The organism is Oleiphilus messinensis, assembly GCF_002162375.1.
Classification (GTDB): Bacteria; Pseudomonadota; Gammaproteobacteria; order Pseudomonadales; family Oleiphilaceae; genus Oleiphilus; species Oleiphilus messinensis.
The window spans coordinates 4,844,358-4,860,782 of sequence record NZ_CP021425.1 but is presented as its reverse complement, the minus strand read 5'-3'; the positions used below and the strand labels follow the sequence as shown (position 1 = coordinate 4,860,782).

14 protein-coding genes and 1 tRNA gene are annotated in these 16,425 nt (G+C 46.4%); 13 read left to right on the top strand and 2 right to left on the bottom strand.

Annotation, left to right across the window (positions count from 1 at the left end; translation table 11 throughout):
• The first annotated feature begins 104 nt into the window (after positions 1-104).
• Both OLMES_RS21005 and OLMES_RS21000 read left to right on the top strand, forming a co-directional pair.
• Entirely contained in the window at positions 105-1,088 is a 984-nt protein-coding gene (locus tag OLMES_RS21005) for a TAXI family TRAP transporter solute-binding subunit (protein WP_087463071.1), read from the top strand.
• Positions 1,089-1,202: 114 nt separating this feature from the next.
• Positions 1,203-3,785, top strand: coding sequence for a TRAP transporter permease (locus OLMES_RS21000; RefSeq protein ID WP_087463070.1), 2,583 nt, complete (start codon positions 1,203-1,205; stop codon positions 3,783-3,785).
• A gap of 91 nt (positions 3,786-3,876) precedes the next feature.
• On the opposite strand, the gene OLMES_RS20995 is transcribed toward OLMES_RS21000, so the two are convergent.
• Positions 3,877-4,620: a ParA family protein gene (locus tag OLMES_RS20995; protein ID WP_087463069.1), complete on the bottom strand. Its 744-nt coding sequence runs from the start codon at positions 4,618-4,620 to the stop codon at positions 3,877-3,879.
• A gap of 235 nt (positions 4,621-4,855) precedes the next feature.
• On the opposite strand from OLMES_RS20995, the gene thrS reads away from it, so the two are divergent.
• The 11 genes from thrS (at position 4,856) to OLMES_RS20940 (ending at position 15,430) form a co-directional block, all read left to right on the top strand.
• Positions 4,856-6,781 carry a threonine--tRNA ligase gene (gene thrS / locus OLMES_RS20990; protein ID WP_087463068.1) on the top strand — a complete coding sequence of 642 codons (1,926 nt, stop codon included), beginning with the start codon at positions 4,856-4,858 and terminating at the stop codon, positions 6,779-6,781.
• Entirely contained in the window at positions 6,769-7,320 is a 552-nt protein-coding gene (gene infC, locus OLMES_RS20985) for a translation initiation factor IF-3 (RefSeq protein WP_456299505.1), read from the top strand. Before thrS ends, infC begins: the two co-directional genes overlap by 13 nt.
• 115 nt (positions 7,321-7,435) lie before the next feature.
• Positions 7,436-7,627, top strand: coding sequence for a 50S ribosomal protein L35 (gene rpmI, locus OLMES_RS20980; protein WP_087463066.1), 192 nt, complete (start codon positions 7,436-7,438; stop codon positions 7,625-7,627).
• Positions 7,628-7,706: 79 nt separating this feature from the next.
• Complete coding sequence (rplT, locus tag OLMES_RS20975; protein ID WP_087463065.1) at positions 7,707-8,063, top strand: 50S ribosomal protein L20; 357 nt, start codon at positions 7,707-7,709, stop codon at positions 8,061-8,063.
• Positions 8,064-8,164: 101 nt separating this feature from the next.
• On the top strand, positions 8,165-9,160 hold the full coding sequence (gene pheS / locus OLMES_RS20970) for a phenylalanine--tRNA ligase subunit alpha (protein ID WP_087463064.1): 996 nt from the start codon (positions 8,165-8,167) through the stop codon (positions 9,158-9,160).
• A gap of 166 nt (positions 9,161-9,326) precedes the next feature.
• The gene (gene pheT / locus OLMES_RS20965; protein ID WP_087463063.1) at positions 9,327-11,699 is read left to right on the top strand and encodes a phenylalanine--tRNA ligase subunit beta; all 2,373 of its coding nucleotides are present in this window, start codon (positions 9,327-9,329) and stop codon (positions 11,697-11,699) included.
• A gap of 4 nt (positions 11,700-11,703) precedes the next feature.
• Entirely contained in the window at positions 11,704-12,006 is a 303-nt protein-coding gene (gene ihfA / locus OLMES_RS20960) for an integration host factor subunit alpha (RefSeq protein WP_087463062.1), read from the top strand.
• Complete coding sequence (locus tag OLMES_RS20955; protein ID WP_087463061.1) at positions 11,987-12,349, top strand: MerR family transcriptional regulator; 363 nt, start codon at positions 11,987-11,989, stop codon at positions 12,347-12,349. Before ihfA ends, OLMES_RS20955 begins: the two co-directional genes overlap by 20 nt.
• A gap of 293 nt (positions 12,350-12,642) precedes the next feature.
• Positions 12,643-12,719 (top strand) — tRNA-Pro (locus tag OLMES_RS20950).
• Between the two features lie 495 nt (positions 12,720-13,214).
• Positions 13,215-13,721 carry a lasso peptide biosynthesis B2 protein gene (locus OLMES_RS20945; protein ID WP_087463060.1) on the top strand — a complete coding sequence of 169 codons (507 nt, stop codon included), beginning with the start codon at positions 13,215-13,217 and terminating at the stop codon, positions 13,719-13,721.
• Positions 13,700-15,430 carry an ABC transporter ATP-binding protein gene (locus OLMES_RS20940; RefSeq protein ID WP_087463059.1) on the top strand — a complete coding sequence of 577 codons (1,731 nt, stop codon included), beginning with the start codon at positions 13,700-13,702 and terminating at the stop codon, positions 15,428-15,430. Before OLMES_RS20945 ends, OLMES_RS20940 begins: the two co-directional genes overlap by 22 nt.
• A 63-nt stretch (positions 15,431-15,493) precedes the next feature.
• Here the strand turns inward: OLMES_RS20940 and OLMES_RS20935 are convergent, their stop codons facing one another.
• Entirely contained in the window at positions 15,494-16,387 is an 894-nt protein-coding gene (locus OLMES_RS20935; RefSeq protein WP_087463058.1) for a metal-dependent hydrolase, read from the bottom strand.
• Positions 16,388-16,425 lie beyond the last annotated feature (38 nt).

The window sequence follows — 16,425 nt, the reverse complement described above, 5'->3', positions numbered from 1 at the left end:
TTTGCACCTTTATTTACCGTCTTAAATGGACTAGATTATGGGGGAACCTGTAATAAAAATTTCTATTTTCCATTCATAACAAAAGGTCAGGAAGGAAGCTTAAAATGGCTCTAACCAAGAAAATTGCGTCATTCGTCATGGCTACGTCGATCACACTGGTCGGTGCTGCTGGTGTGCAGGCTGCCCCCAAGGAACAGCGTTTTATCACAATCGGAACCGGGGGCGTTACCGGCGTATACTATCCTGCTGGGGGAGCGATTTGTCGCCTTGTAAATAAATCCCGAAAGGAGCACGGTATTCGCTGTTCCGTTGAGAGTACAGGTGGGTCAATTTATAACCTCAATGCAATTAAAGAAGGTGAGTTGGATATGGGCGTGGCTCAATCTGACTGGCAATACCATGCCTATAATGGCAGTAGCAAGTTTGAGGAAGCGGGTGCAAACAAGAAACTGCGAGCAGTGTTTTCCTTGCATCCTGAGCCGTTCACCGTCGTTGCCCGTAAAGACTCCGGTGTAACTAAGTTTGAACAACTGAAAGGTAAGCGCGTCAATATCGGTAATCCCGGGTCTGGCCAGCGTGGCACGATTGAAGTTCTGATGGGCGAAATGGGGTGGGATAATTCTGTCTTTAAACTGGCATCGGAGCTTAAAGCATCAGAACAGTCGAAAGCGTTGTGCGACAACAAAATTGACGCCATGGTTTATACCGTAGGGCACCCATCCGGCGCGATTAAGGAAGCAACAACATCCTGTGATAGTGTCATCGTGGAAGTGAGCGGTAAAGCCGCCGAGAAATTGGTGAAAGATAATCCTTACTACCGCACAGCAACTATCCCTGGAGGGATGTATCGTGGTAATGATAATGACGTGAAAACTTTTGGTGTGGGAGCAACGTTCGTAAGTTCTTCCGACGTACCTGAAGATGTCATTTATCAAGTCGTTAAAGCGGTATTCGAAAACTTTGACAGCTTCCAGCGCTTACATCCAGCGTTTGAGCACCTGGATAAGAAAGCGATGACCAAAGATGGCCTGTCTGCACCATTGCATCCAGGCGCAGCCAAGTACTACAAAGAAGCGGGTTTAATGTAACGCTTGGTTGAATTGGGTTAGCCGGGCGGGATTTTAATCCAAGCCCGTTTTCGGTTAGCCCGGTTCAGTGGGCCCCGGCTCGTTTAATCGAAACTAGAGTAGAAAGGTAAAGGAATGTCTGAACGCCAAGACGATGAAAAAATTAAAGAATTACTCGACTCGGAGACTGGAGGGCGTGGTGTTTCCGGTATTGCTGCAACGATACTGATTATCGTCCCGTTGTGCTGGTCTCTCTTCCAACTCTGGATTGCATCTCCCTTACCTTTCAGCTTTAACTTCGGTGTGTTTACCGAGGACGAAGCCAAAACAGTTCATTTAGGATTCGCTGTTTTTCTTGCCTTCTCTGCTTTCCCCATGCTGAAAAGCCAACGGGGAAAAGCCATCCCGTTCTATGATTGGGGCTTGGCATTACTTGCTGCTGCGAGTGCGATGTATCTCCTTGTCTTCAAGGATGATCTGGCTACGCGAGCCGGTGCGCCGATTACCCAGGATGTGGTTGTAGCCGTAATCGGAATGGTGTTGTTGCTTGAAGCGACACGTCGGGCTTTGGGGTTACCGTTGATGATTGTAGCCCTGGTTTTTTTGGTGTACACCTTTGCAGGGCCGCATATGCCGGAAGTCATTGCACACAAGGGTGCAAGTTTATCCAAGGCAATGTCACACCAATGGTTATCGACAGAGGGGGTGTTCGGGATCGCCCTCGGGGTATCCACCAGTTTTGTTTTTCTGTTTGTTCTGTTTGGTGCCTTGCTTGAAAAAGCAGGGGCTGGAAATTATTTTATAAAGGTTGCATTTTCGTTACTGGGTCATATGCGTGGAGGGCCGGCCAAGGCGGCGGTCGTGTCTTCGGGGTTAAGTGGTTTGATCTCCGGTTCTTCAATTGCCAATGTCGTTACCACAGGAACGTTCACAATCCCCTTGATGAAGCGAGTCGGCTTTCCGGCAACCAAGGCCGGCGCCGTTGAAGTTGCAGCATCAACCAATGGACAACTTACTCCACCGATCATGGGGGCGGCAGCGTTCCTGATGGTCGAATATGTAGGTATTTCCTATCTCGAGGTTATCAAGCATGCGATTCTACCAGCGTTAATTTCTTATGTGGCGTTGGTTTATATCGTTCATCTGGAAGCATTGAAACTTAAAATGAAGGGGATACAGCGTAAGAATCGTCCTACTGCTGCTCAGCGTCTTTTGTCATTTAGTACTGTATTCATCGGGATGATGCTGCTGACCGCAATTGTCTATTATGGTTTCGGCTGGATTAAGACGGTCGCGGGTGATTTTACCTGGCTGGCTGCAAGTACGGCGTTTCTGGTGGCCTATATCGGGCTGGTCAAATTGGCATCCAGCTATCCTGATCTGGAAGTGGATGATCCTGACGAGGAGGTCACATCCTTGCCGGAGGTCGGGCCCACGGTAAAAGCCGGGTTGCACTTTCTGCTGCCAGTGGTTGTGCTTGTCTGGATGTTGGCGGTTGAGCAGCTTTCGCCGGCATTATCTGCCTTTTGGGCAACCATTTGCATGATTTTCATTGTCCTCACACAGCGCCCCCTGTTTGCTCTGTTTCGAGGTGAATTGAACCTTGCCGAACGTGTTCGTGAAGGTTTTGGGGACTGTTTTCATGCACTGGTATCAGGTGCTCAAAACATGATTGGAATCGGTGTTGCAACAGCGACAGCGGGTATCGTGGTTGGTACGGTTACACTCACCGGGATTGGCCTTGTGATGACTGAGTTTGTCGAGTTCATCTCCGGCGGAAACATGATGTTGATGCTCATCTTCACCGCAGGCATCAGTTTGATTCTGGGGATGGGGTTACCGACAACGGCAAACTATATTGTTGTCTCAACGTTGATGGCACCTGTGATCGTTACCCTTGGTGCGCAGCACGGGCTTATTGTTCCCTTGATAGCAGTGCACTTGTTTGTTTTCTATTTTGGTATTCTGGCGGATGATACGCCACCGGTCGGGCTTGCCGCCTACGCTGCCGCTGCGATATCGGGAGCGGACCCGATACGGACCGGGGTGCAAGGTTTCACCTATGATATCCGTACTGCCGTGCTACCTTTTATGTTCATTTTCAACACTCAATTACTGTTGATCGGTATTGATAGTGTCCTTGAGTTGATTGTGACTGTGTTTGGAGCCATTTCGGGGATGCTCGTGTTTGCTGCTGCGACCCAAGGTTACTGGATGTATAAAACCAGGTGGTGGGAATTGATTGCACTGCTATTGATCGCGTTTACGTTCTTCCGCCCTGGCTTTTGGTGGGATGAAATTTATCCGCCATTTAAAAATGTACCCGCTTCCGAGATCTTCAATGTTATAGATGAGTTACCTGACCAGAGCAAGCTAACGATGATTGTTGAGGGTGAAACACTGGTCGGCAAGCATGTGGTCAAGCACGTAATTTTACCTGTCGGTGACGATGGGGATGCGGCGGAGCGACTGTATCATGCGGGCTTGGAACTGCGCTTCGAGGATCAGGGTGTTTTTGTTGATAATCTGGTTTTTGGTAGTGAAGCGGAGAAGGCTCGCATCGATTTTGACTGGCAAATTAAAAGTCTACAGCAACAATTGAGTCGGCCGCCAAAAGAATTGATGTATATTCCTGCGCTGTTATTTTTATTTGTTCTCGGGTATTTCCATCGACGTCGAGGTCAGGCTGAAGAAAAGCTTACTCCCTCTGAAGCCTGATGTGCTTGGATAAATCCCCACCTGCATGCCCGGATCTGTTCCGGGACGCTGGTGGGAGAAATGAATTCGGAGCTATTCGGGCCAGGGCGAACTAGAGTTTCAGTTGTCCTTTTATCTCTCGCCACATTTCATTGTATGCAATTGCGCCGACGGAACGCGGTGCAAATGCACCAATGGGGGCTTTCGCGGTTCCCATTCTCTCGATATCCGCTGCGTAGGGGATATATCCGCTCAGCACTTTTTTAAGCTTCACGGGAGGGTTCTGGCAAAATTCACGGTGTAAAGACTTACGACGGTCAACCATTGAGAAAAATGGGCGCAGTTTTTTCTGCTTCATGTCGTGATCTTTGAAAAACTCGATGATTTTCTCAAATGTTTGCATTGAAAGGTGGGTGGGGATGAGCGGAATATACATCGCATCCACAGCGTCAAAAATACTCTCTGAAAGTCGTGAAATATTGGGGGCGCAATCAATGACAACCATTGCATATTCTTCCGAGAGCGGTTTTAACCAGTCACTTACCGTTTTATCTTCACCGTGTCGCTGTAAGTGCACATCCGCGTGACGGATCGATAAATCAGCCGGAATGATATCGAGTTTGTCGATGGAGGTGTGTTCAATTATTTTTCCAACCGGGCTTTTTTTCTGTACCAGTTTCGAAAACTTGAAGCTCGAACGGGGTTTGTGTTCAAAATACCAGCTGGTTGAGCCCTGGGGATCCAAGTCCCACAGTAGTGTTTTCAGGCCCGACTGGGCAGACAAGTAAGCAATATTGACCGCTGCTGCGGTTTTTCCGACACCACCTTTTAAATTATAGAATGCGATAGTTTTCATTTTATCGTTGTTGTTGTCCTTTTTAGAATGCCTGGTTTGCTAAAGAAGTCAGGCTATAAGAGTGATTTGTTGCGCGTCAAGAAAGGCAGTATAGTGACTAATGTCTGTTAATTCAGCAAGCCCTTTGAAATGTCATAGAAATGAAATCAGGAACTTGGTAGAATCGCCGTCCTTTATCAATATGGATCATGTGATCTTTCGTAGGGATCACCACTGAATAACAGAGGACATTCTGATGCCTGTAGTTACTTTGCCTGATGGCAGCCAACGACAATTCGAAAATTCCGTAACCGTTCACGATGTTGCAAATGATATCGGTCCAGGCCTTGCCAAAGCCGCATTGGCCGGTCGAGTTGACGGTAAATTGGTTGATACATCATACACAATTTCCCATGATGCGCAGTTAGCGATTATTACCGAGCGCGACGAAGAGGGTTTGGAAGTTATCAGACACTCTACGGCGCATTTGCTGGCGATGGCTACGCAGGAAATTTTCCCTGAGGCGCAAGTAACCATTGGGCCGGTTATTGAGGATGGTTTCTACTACGATTTTGCCTTCGAACGTGCGTTCACTCCAGATGATCTGGAGAAAATTCAAGGCAAGATGGCAGAGCTCGCAGCAAGTGACCTACCTGTTGAACGTGTCTTGATGACTCGAGAAGAGGCCATAGATACGTTCGGTAAAATGGGTGAAAAGTACAAAGTTGAAATCATTCAGGATCTACCGGAAGGCGAGGAAATTTCGGTCTATCGTCAGGGCTCCTGGATGGATCTGTGTCGAGGCCCTCACGTACCCAGTACCGGTAAGTTAAAAGCATTCAAGTTAATGAAGGTTGCAGGGGCTTACTGGCGTGGTGACTCGAATAACGAGATGCTGCAGCGCGTATATGGTACCGCCTGGACCAACAAAAAAGAGTTGAAAGCGTATATCCATCGCCTGGAAGAGGCTGAAAAGCGTGATCACCGTAAAATTGCCAAGAAGCTGAATTTATTCCACACCCAGGAAGAAGCGCCGGGGATGGTGTTCTGGCATCCAGATGGCTGGACGATATACAAAGTACTTGAGAACTATATGCGTAATATTCTGAACCGTAATGGTTATCAAGAAGTGCATACGCCTCAGGTAGTAGATCGTACTTTGTGGGAAAAGTCAGGTCATTGGGATAAATTCAGTGAAATGATGTTTACCACCCATTCTGAAAACCGTGATTACGCCGTCAAACCCATGAATTGTCCTTGCCATGTGCAAATATTCAATCAGGGATTGAAAAGTCACAAGGATCTTCCCTTGCGTTTGGCTGAGTTTGGTTCCTGTCACCGTAATGAGCCATCAGGCACATTACATGGTTTGATGCGGGTTCGAAATTTTACCCAGGATGATGCCCATATTTTCTGTACAGAAGCGCAGATGCAAGACGAGGTGTCTCGCTTTATTGATTTGCTATTTGAAGTATATAAAGACTTCGGGTTCGAGGAAGTGCAGCTTAAACTATCAACTCGACCCGAAAAGCGAGTCGGTAGTGATGAAATTTGGGATCGTTCCGAAGCGGCGCTGGAAGAAGCTTTGAATGCAAAAGGTCTGGCCTGGGAGCTTCTTCCTGGGGAAGGTGCATTCTATGGTCCAAAAATTGAGTTTTCGTTGAAAGATTGCATAGGTCGAGTCTGGCAGTGTGGTACGATTCAGGTCGATTTTTCAATGCCGGGAAGGCTCGGTGCTCAATTTGTTTCTGATGACCAAAGTCGCCAAATCCCAGTAATGTTACACCGGGCGGTTTTGGGGTCATTTGAGCGATTCATTGGAATTTTGATCGAACAATACGAAGGTGCATTTCCGTTTTGGCTAGCACCTAAACAACTTGCTATACTCAATATCACCGATAAACAAGCTGATTATTGTCAAAAAATGACAGAAAATTTGCTAAATATGGGATATCGGGCCATCGCGGACTTGAGAAACGAGAAGATCGGATTTAAAATTCGCGAGCACACAATAAACAAGGTTCCTTATTTACTCGTTGTCGGTGATAAGGAGATGGAAAATAATACTGTGGCCGTTCGTACACGTCACGGAGAGGACTTGGGCTCCATGACAATAGAAGAAGTGCAAGCACTTCTTGCTGCTGAAATGAACAGAAAAGGCCGCACCCAATCGGAGAGTTAACGATTAAGCGCAATAACCAGACAGGCCGGTCGCCTAAAGCAACGATAAACGATAATATTCAAGCTACTGAAGTCAGGTTGATAGGTAGCGACGGAAGCCAAGTGGGCATCGTTCCGCTACAAGAAGCCTTGGATGCAGCCTCAAGCGAAGGGCTAGACTTGGTCCAGATTGCCGATTCCGATCCGGTTGTGTGCAAAATAATGGATTATGGCAAGAAGATTTTTGAAGAGAAAAAGCAAAAAGCTGCTGCCAAAAAGAAACAGAAACAGTCTCAAGTAAAAGAAATCAAGTTACGACCAGGGACGGAAGAAGGGGATTATCAGGTAAAACTACGCAACCTGATACGTTTCCTTGAGCACGGGGACAAAGCTAAAGTGACGTTACGTTACCGCGGCCGCGAGATGGCTCATCAGGAGATCGGCATGCAGCTGCTCGAACGAATCGAACAGGATTTGGTTGAGTACGGTGTAGTCGAACAACGGCCGAAAATGGAAGGTCGGCAAATGATGATGGTCATCGCCCCCAAAAAGAAAAAGTAGCGTTTGCAAGTCAAACAAGCCTGTTAGGAAGACAGCTGCTGTTGTCCTCCGGCGGGCTGTTTTGTCTTGAATAAACGTTGAATTTAAAAAATGATTGAATGCGGAGTTTTATACAATGCCTAAGATGAAAACCAAAAGCGGTGCAGCCAAACGCTTTAAGAAAACAGCGAATGGTTTTAAGCACAAGCAATCCTTCACCAGTCACATTTTGACCAAGAAGTCGACCAAGCGTAAGCGTCAGTTGCGTGGTTGCAAGCAAGTTGCTGCAGCAGACGTGCCACTGATCGATCGTATGTTGGCTAAATAAGACCTGAACAGTTCTTATTTAATCAAGCCAGTTAAAACGTCTTATTCTAGTTAAAATGTAAAGTCAGAAGGATTAAACTATGCCTCGCGTAAAACGTGGTGTAAACGCACGTCGTAGACACAAAAAAGTACTGAAACAAGCTAAAGGTTATTATGGTGCTCGTAGCCGAGTGTTTCGCGTAGCGAAACAAGCGGTTATCAAAGCTGGGCAATACGCATACCGTGACCGTCGTCAGCGTAAGCGTCAATTCCGTGCGCTTTGGATTGCCAGAATTAACGCTGGTGCTCGATTGAATGGTCTGTCTTACAGCCGTTTGATTGCAGGCTTGAAAAAAGCGAACGTCGAGATTGACCGTAAAGTGCTTGCTGATCTGGCAATGAACGAGCAGCACGCATTTGCAGCCGTTGTAGAGAAGGCGAAAGCTGCCTTGGCCTAAAAAGCCCTTTTCAACGAGTTGTAAATCAAGACCAAATGGTCACACCGATTTAGGGGAAGGGGGTTAAACCCTTCCCCTATTTTGTTTTTGGAGCGAAGTGAATGGAAAACCTAGAACAATTGATTGCCGAAGCGCTTGACGCAGTAACCGGGGCTAACAGCGTTCAGGATCTGGATCAGGTTCGAGTTGGCTATCTGGGTAAAAAAGGTAAAATTACCGGTCTGCTGAAGAGCCTTGGCAAGTTGAGCGCGGAAGAGCGTCCTGCTGCGGGAGCCAAGATTAATGAGGCAAAGGAACAGGTCCATACTGCCATTTCCAGCAAAAAACAGAATTTGGAAGATGCAGCGTTAAATGCGCAACTGGCTGCAGAGTCTGTTGATGTAACATTACCCGGTCGTGCATCTGATCTAGGGGGGCTTCACCCTGTTACTCGAACCTTGAGAAGGATCGAGTCGTTTTTCGTCAAAGCTGGCTACTCAGTTGAGAAAGGGCCAGAGATAGAAGACGATTACCATAATTTCGAAGCGCTTAATATCCCGTCGCATCACCCGGCTCGAGCGATGCACGATACATTCTATTTCAATCCCGGAACGCTTTTGCGTACACACACTTCCCCGGTTCAAATTCGCACAATGAAAGCCGGTGAACCTCCGTTCCGTATGATTTGTCCGGGGCGTGTATTCCGTTGCGACTCAGATCAAACTCATACGCCCATGTTTCATCAGGTGGAAGGGTTATTGGTCGAGAAAAATGTAAGCTTTGCCGACCTGAAAAGCACAGTAGAAGCATTTCTCAGAGTGTTTTTTGAGCGCGATCTTGCGGTACGGTTCAGACCTTCTTATTTTCCATTTACAGAACCCTCTGCTGAAGTTGATATCGAGTGGGGGCGGGACGAAAATGGCGAGATCAAATGGCTCGAAGTTATGGGCTGTGGCATGGTGCACCCCAAGGTGTTTGAGGCGGCCGGAGTGGATCCGGAACAATATACCGGTTTTGCATTTGGTCTTGGTGTAGAGCGTCTGGCAATGTTACGTTATGGTGTAAATGACCTGCGTATGTTTTTTGATAACGATTTGAAATTTTTACGCCAGTTTTAAGGTATACCCGGTATTAGCTGATAAGTTGGTGTGAAATCGTTAGTCAGCGTCAGTGAGAAACCACGCCTAAATTATATTTTGCTACTTTATATGTATCGATAAGTAGCAGGGCAAATCAGACATAGTAATCGATAGATTTGTTAAATACAGAATAGACGGACAGAAAATGAAATTCAGTGAACAATGGCTACGAGAGTGGGTAAACCCTGAGATCAATACACAGGAATTGGTTCACCAGATCACCATGGCTGGGCTTGAAGTTGATGGAGTTGAGCAAGTTGCTGCTGAATTTCAAGGCGTGGTTGTTGGCTTGGTTGAGTCAGTCGAGCGGCATCCTGATGCAGACAAACTGAGTGTTTGCAGGGTTTCAGACGGGAGTGAGCAATTTCAGGTCGTATGTGGGGCTCCGAATGTCCGTGAGGGATTGAAAGTTCCTTTCGCCAAGATTGGTGCAGAATTACCTGGAAACTTCAAGATCAAGAAAGCCAAACTTCGGGGGGTTGAATCCTGCGGCATGTTGTGTGCCGACAGTGAGCTGGGGATGGCGGAGTCTTCAGATGGCCTGATGGAGCTGAATGCAGATGCACCTGTTGGTGTTGATTTTCGTGACTACTTGAAACTGAATGATCGTATCATTGAAGTCGATTTAACGCCTAATCGTAGTGACTGTCTGTCAATTGCCGGTTTGGCGCGAGAAGTTTCTGTATTGAATCAAATGCATTTGTCTACTCCGGAGATTGCGCCGGTCGAGGCGCAGCTGCAAGAGTCTTTTGATATTGATGTGAAAGCACCTGCGGCATGTCCTCGCTATATTGGGCGTATCATTCGCAACGTCAATGTCTCTGCTGAAAGCCCCCTTTGGCTTCAGGAAAAACTGAGACGGTGTGGTGTGCGAAGTATTGATCCAGTTGTTGATGTTACCAACTACGTCATGCTTGAGTTAGGTCAGCCAATGCACGCGTTTGACTTAAACCTGTTAGAGGGTGGAATTGTTGTTCGCATGGCGGAACAGGGCGAAAAGTTGGTATTGCTTGACGGCCAGGAAGTTGAATTGAACTCAGATACCCTGGTTATTGCGGATCACAAAAAAGCACTCGCAATGGCAGGTATTATGGGAGGAGAAGGCTCTGGTGTGAACGAAAACACCAAGGATATACTCCTGGAAAGTGCCTATTTTGATCCTTTGGCGATAGCCGGGCGTGCTCGTAGTTATGGCTTGCACACGGATTCGTCACATCGTTTTGAGCGTGGAGTAGATTATCAACTCCAACGACGAGCCGTTGACCGAGCGACGGCACTGCTGCTGGAAATTGTGGGTGGCCAGCCCGCAGAAATTCAGGAAATTGCTTCCAAGGCCGATTTGCCACGCAAAGATCTGGTGGAATTGCGCCATGATAAAGTGGAGCGATTATTGGGAACACGCATCAAAAAGCAGGAAGTCGAAGAAATCTTGACGCGACTGGGGCTGCAAATCGAAAAGTTGACCAAAGACGGTTGGAAAGTGTGTGTCCCATCCTACCGTTTTGATATTTCCATCGAAGTGGATCTTGTTGAAGAAATTGGTCGAGTTTATGGTTACAACAACTTACCGGTTACTAATCCTGTTGGCAGTCTTGCGCTTAGAGAGAGCCCAGAGCGTGTCACAGCCGTAGAAGTTATTGCAGATCAACTCATCGCAACGGGTTATCAGGAAGTGGTGACGTATAGTTTTGTTGATCCTGTTGTACAAGGGCGTTTGACACCACAAAAAGAAAGTATACCGCTTGCGAACCCAATATCCAGCGACATGTCGCATATGCGTACGTCACTTTGGGCTGGTTTGCTAAAAACATTGAGCTACAATCAGAAAAGACAGCAACCCAGAATGAAGTTGTTTGAAACCGGATTGAGTTTCGAACGTGTAGCTGGAGAAATTGTTCAGACCGACAAACTGGCTGGATTATTATGTGGTCAGCGAGAAGTAGAAAACTGGTGTAATAGCAAAGGGCCTTACGATTTCTTCGATGCGAAGTCGGATTTGGAAGTATTGTTCCGTAAATTGGGTGGTGGGTTTGAATTCATCAAAGGTGAGAATCCTGCTTTGCACCCAGGGCAATGCGCTGAAATCCGCAAGAATGATAAAACAGTCGGATTTTTGGGTGCTTTGCATCCAAGTGTGCAAAAATCATTGGATTTAAATGGCCCAGTCTATTTATTTGAGCTATGCTTAGATGAAATCGTCGAGGGTAAGCTGCCAAAATTCAAAGAGTTTTCGAAATTTCCTGAAGTTCGGCGAGATTTGGCTATTATAGTTAATACAGATGTGCAATATGCGACAGTAGAGTCACTAATTGCCGAAAACGCCGGAGAATTGCTAACCGGTATTCGATTGTTCGATGTTTATCAGGGTGACAATATTGGTTCTGGTAAGAAGAGTCTGGCAATTGGTATCACTTGGCAGCATCCGACACGAACCCTTAACGACGAAGAAATCACTGAAACCTTTGATCAAGTGATCAAAGTGCTGTCAGATCGTTTAGATGCAACATTGAGGAGTTGACGGTATGGGGGCTTTGACGAAAGCCGAAATGGCAGAACGTTTGTATGAAGAAGTCGGTTTGAACAAACGTGAGGCTAAAGAATTGGTTGAAGCCTTTTTTGATGAAATTCGTAACGCGCTGAGTCACAACGAACAGGTTAAGTTGTCCGGCTTTGGTAATTTTGACCTACGGGACAAAAAACAAAGGCCGGGCCGGAATCCTAAAACGGGGGAGGAGATTCCGATTACTGCCCGTCGTGTTGTTACTTTTCGACCAGGACAAAAATTAAAAGCGAAAGTAGAAGCGTATGCTGGAACCCAGTCATAATGATGAACTGCCACCGATTCCTGGAAAACGGTATTTTACCATTGGTGAAGTGAGTGATCTCTGTAGCGTAAAAGCACATGTGCTCCGTTACTGGGAGCAGGAGTTTCCGCAACTGGCACCGGTTAAGCGACGAGGCAATCGTCGTTATTACCAAAGACAGGACGTGTTGACTATTCGACAGATTCGCAGTCTGCTGTATGACCAAGGCTACACCATTGGTGGTGCGAAACAAAAGTTGAGTAGTTCTGAAGCAAAAGAAGACTCAAGTCAGTACAAGCAGCTGATTCGTCAGATGATTGTAGAACTGGAAGAGGTTCTTGCTGTTCTGAATCATACAGAGTAGACATCGGGTTCTCAATTAAAGAGTCTTTCGTCGTTTAGTTCGCCGATACACTGAACACGGATGAATCTTTATTCGAGTATTGAGCCGATTAGAGTTTCAATTAGGAGCTTCACGAATGTGCAGACCCTAGAGCTCGACTTTCAGAACTCAAGGTGTCGATTGGACCTTCGGTAGCTGTTTCCAAAGCACATTCGAAAGTAAAAAAATCGAGTCCAATAGTTTATTTCTCCAGTCATCTGATGTATGATGCGCATCCGTTTTGAGGAGTTCTTCCTAAAATGCGATCAAAAGTTCGGGGCGTAGCGCAGCCTGGTAGCGCACTTGTATGGGGTGCAAGTGGTCGCAGGTTCAAATCCTGCCGTCCCGACCAATTTTCTACTCTCTCCTTCTTCTATGATATCTCTTTGTCTCGTCCGGCACTGTTTCTCTCAAATCGGTTTTTTGAAAGCTTGATCTGTTCTCCGTAGTTTCTGATCAAAAATATATGCGTGATTGTGCAGAACTAAAATCGTGCTTTTCTGATACGTGCAGGATATGTTTGGGCGACCTGCGCGAGAGCGTCGGTCAGATCCAATGGAAAGTTATAAAATGATTGTTGTGAATTATTGTCGTAAATCCAGATGCCTGAGTATTAGCGTTAGATCCTAATCTGAAGTTTTCCCGGGTCTGTAGCCAAGCTAGTACTATTCTTTATAGAGTACCGTGATATCTGTATTTTGGTCACGGTACTCTGAAATTAAAATACCCTACTTTTAATTGAAGTTTAAGTCGCCAGATTTTCAGTCTATGATAAGCAAATAGCAATATAGAAATCAGGAGCTTACTTATTATGTTTTATGCCTGTACTTTGGTAGCGTTTTGAAACATGCATCTAAATAGCAGAACTTCTAGAAAAATAAAAACGTTCTATGGTTTGTCATTACGAGACAAAGTTTGGCTACTATTGCTGTATCCATACAGTGGTATTGTTCGTGCAATTATTCTCCTGATACCTTTTCGGAAGGTAGCGCCGTATCTTGGGGAGCATCATCAGAATATCCAGTTTTTAACAATTGCTTCTATTCAAGAGCAGGAACTTGCGAAACGAATAGGGCAAATCGTTGAGATGGCCTCCCGCTATACACCATGGCAGTCCAAGTGTCTTGTTCAAGCCATTATGGCAAGAACACTTCTTTGGTATTATCGCGTGGATTACGTTATGCACCTTGGTGCAAAAATGACCAAAGATGTCGATGAACCGATGAAAGCCCATGCTTGGTTAAGTGTCGGGTCTTCAGTGATCACGGGGCGGGCAGGGCACAGTTCCTTCGGTATTTTAACAACTTACTCATCCCTGAAGTCAGAAGCGGCATGCATCTCAAAAACACTTTAATTCTCTGGCGATCATTTACCTCTTTTTTCAAGTTTGCACCTCGATTACAACTGCTGATCTTCGGGCTGATGCTGATGCAAGGCTTAACCGCAGGCATCGGTTTGTTGTTAATCATTCCGCTGTTAGACGTTGTGGGGTTCGAAACGGGTAGTGCTGCATCCAGTAGTATCGCCGGGATTGCCGGACAAATACTTTCTGCATTCGGCGTTGATAATCTCGAAGGGGTGTTGATTTGCTACATCGCCATCGTGTGTTTTTTGGCCACGTTGCGTTACAAGTTAGCCGTTATGGGCGTTTCTATCCAGCAAGCCTATATTGGTTTTTTGCGTGATCGATTATACCGGAGTCTGCTGCACAGTCGTTGGCAATACATTATTCAGAACAAAATGTCTGACTTCACTCACAGCTTATCGGGGCAGGTGCAAACAATCGGCCATTCATCTCACCTGATGTTGTCTTTTTTAAGCCAGTCTGTTCTTACATTGGTGATGGTTAGCCTGGCCATGTTATTGTCCTGGAAGATCACGTTGTTGGCAGTATTATTTGCAGCAGTCCTGTTGGTACTGTTGCTGCCATTAAATCGCATCATCTATGGCTCGGGACAGTATCAGCTGATGAGTTACAAACAAATATTTCAAATGCTGACGGAACAGTTGGGCAGCCTGAAAATGATCAAGAGTTATGCGAGCGAGTCGTATTATGCTGATCAAATGCAAACCGCCAGTGCAATGCTGGAAGCCCAACAAACCCAGCTTGCCCGCACGAGTGCCAAGACTCAGTGGGTGTACATGGTGGCTGCAGGAGTGGGGTTTAGTCTGTTTTTTTATACGGCCCAAATGTTTTTTGCTATTCCGCTTGCTACTATTTTTCTACTACTTGTTATTTTCGCACGCCTCTTACCGCAAATAGCAGGTCTGCAGAAAACCTATCAACAGCTCCTGCACAAGGTTCCGGCATTCAAAGATGTATCTGATATGTTGGAGCAGTGCGAATCTGAGCGTGAAAGCCCAGGGGAGCTTTCAGCACCGCCAACCTTTGAACGTGCCATCAAGCTTCACGGTGTAGCTTACCGCTATCCGAATAAATCGGCCTTTGTATTCCAGAACCTTTTTCTGGAAATCAAAAAAAACGAAACGGTTGCTCTGGTGGGGCATTCCGGTGCGGGTAAGTCGACATTGGCGGATATAATCGCGGGGCTGTTCGAGGCCACGAGTGGGCACGTGTATTGTGATAACGTTGAAATCGATCAGTCCAATATTCTGGCCTGGCGTAAGTCTATCGCTTATGTCACCCAAGAGGTTTATTTGTTCCACGATACCATTAGAGCTAATCTGACCTGGGTTACAAAAAAGCAGCTGACTGATGATGAGTTATGGCAAGCCCTGAGATTAGCCGCGGCGGATGAGTTTATTGCCTTGCTCCCTGATGGTTTGGATACGATTATTGGCGATAGGGGAATTCGATTATCCGGCGGTGAGCGGCAACGCTTGGCGATAGCCCGGGCGATTATTGCAAAACCCCAATTGTTGATTCTGGATGAAGCAACCAGTGCGCTAGATCATCAGAATGAACAAAAAATACAAAAAGCTTTGGCCCAATTACAAGGTAAACTAACCATTATCATCATTGCGCATCGAACCACTACGATTTCACATGTTGATAAAGTAATTGATATCGGTAAAAAGCACTCTCTAATTCATACGATATAGACCAATACAACTCTCGGGTTGGAAATACTTTGCACAATTTGAAAGTGTCGTGTTTCTAGTAGGTTAAATATCTACTTCGGGTTGATTTCGCCAACTCGATAAAAGCGAGCCTTGATCTCCAAATAGCTTTTCCCGCCAGGTATTTTCCAGTTTCGTAGTATCATGTTTATTCGGGTGAAAACGCCGTGCAGCGTAGATCGGAAGTTTAGGTATGATCCGGCGTACGATGCCTTGTTTTCCTAAAAGCAATTGTAACCCGGTACTGAGATCTTTCCTGTCCGTGAGTTTCCCTTCTCGTGCAATCAAATACAGCCAACTGATCATGACTGGCGGGAGTAAGGCTCCAGCGACAAAGTAGGATGCTTGCAGGCGCAATTTTTTGTCATTCCCAACGAGCTCCTGAAGATCATAGGCGACTGCTTTGTGTTCCAGTTCTTCCAGTGCATGCCATTGCCAGATGCTCAGAAACTCCGGATCAAATAGACTTGCGAGGGCTTCGTCTTCCAGGAGTGCTTCCGAAAGCAGGGCGGTAAAGTGTTCCATTACAGTGGTACAGGCCAGCTTTTGTCGAGGGGAGAGCTTTTCCAGTAACCACAGCCCACCTGCAACGGCTTTCTCGGGAAACGTCGTATCAAACCCTCGCTCAGTCAGGAATTTATTGAGGCGCTCATGTTCCCGGCTGTGTATCGCTTCCTGACCGATAAAACCCGCTATGGCTGCTTTAAGTGCAGGGTCCTTGGCTCTTGATCGGAAGTGACGCACAGACTCGACGAAGAAGCGCTCACCGGGAGGGAAAAAGGCCGAAAGCATGACTAGAAACATCGTTGCCGTTGCATTGTTCGTGACAAGGTATTTTGTCTTGTTATCCGGCATCTTGAAATTTAGATGTCGCGGCGGGATTCCGACCGATGCGCCGGTTAAACGTGGGCGTTGTTGTATTTTTTCCTGCGCCTTCATCACGAGCTCCTGTGAAATTTATGACATCTTTGAATGTA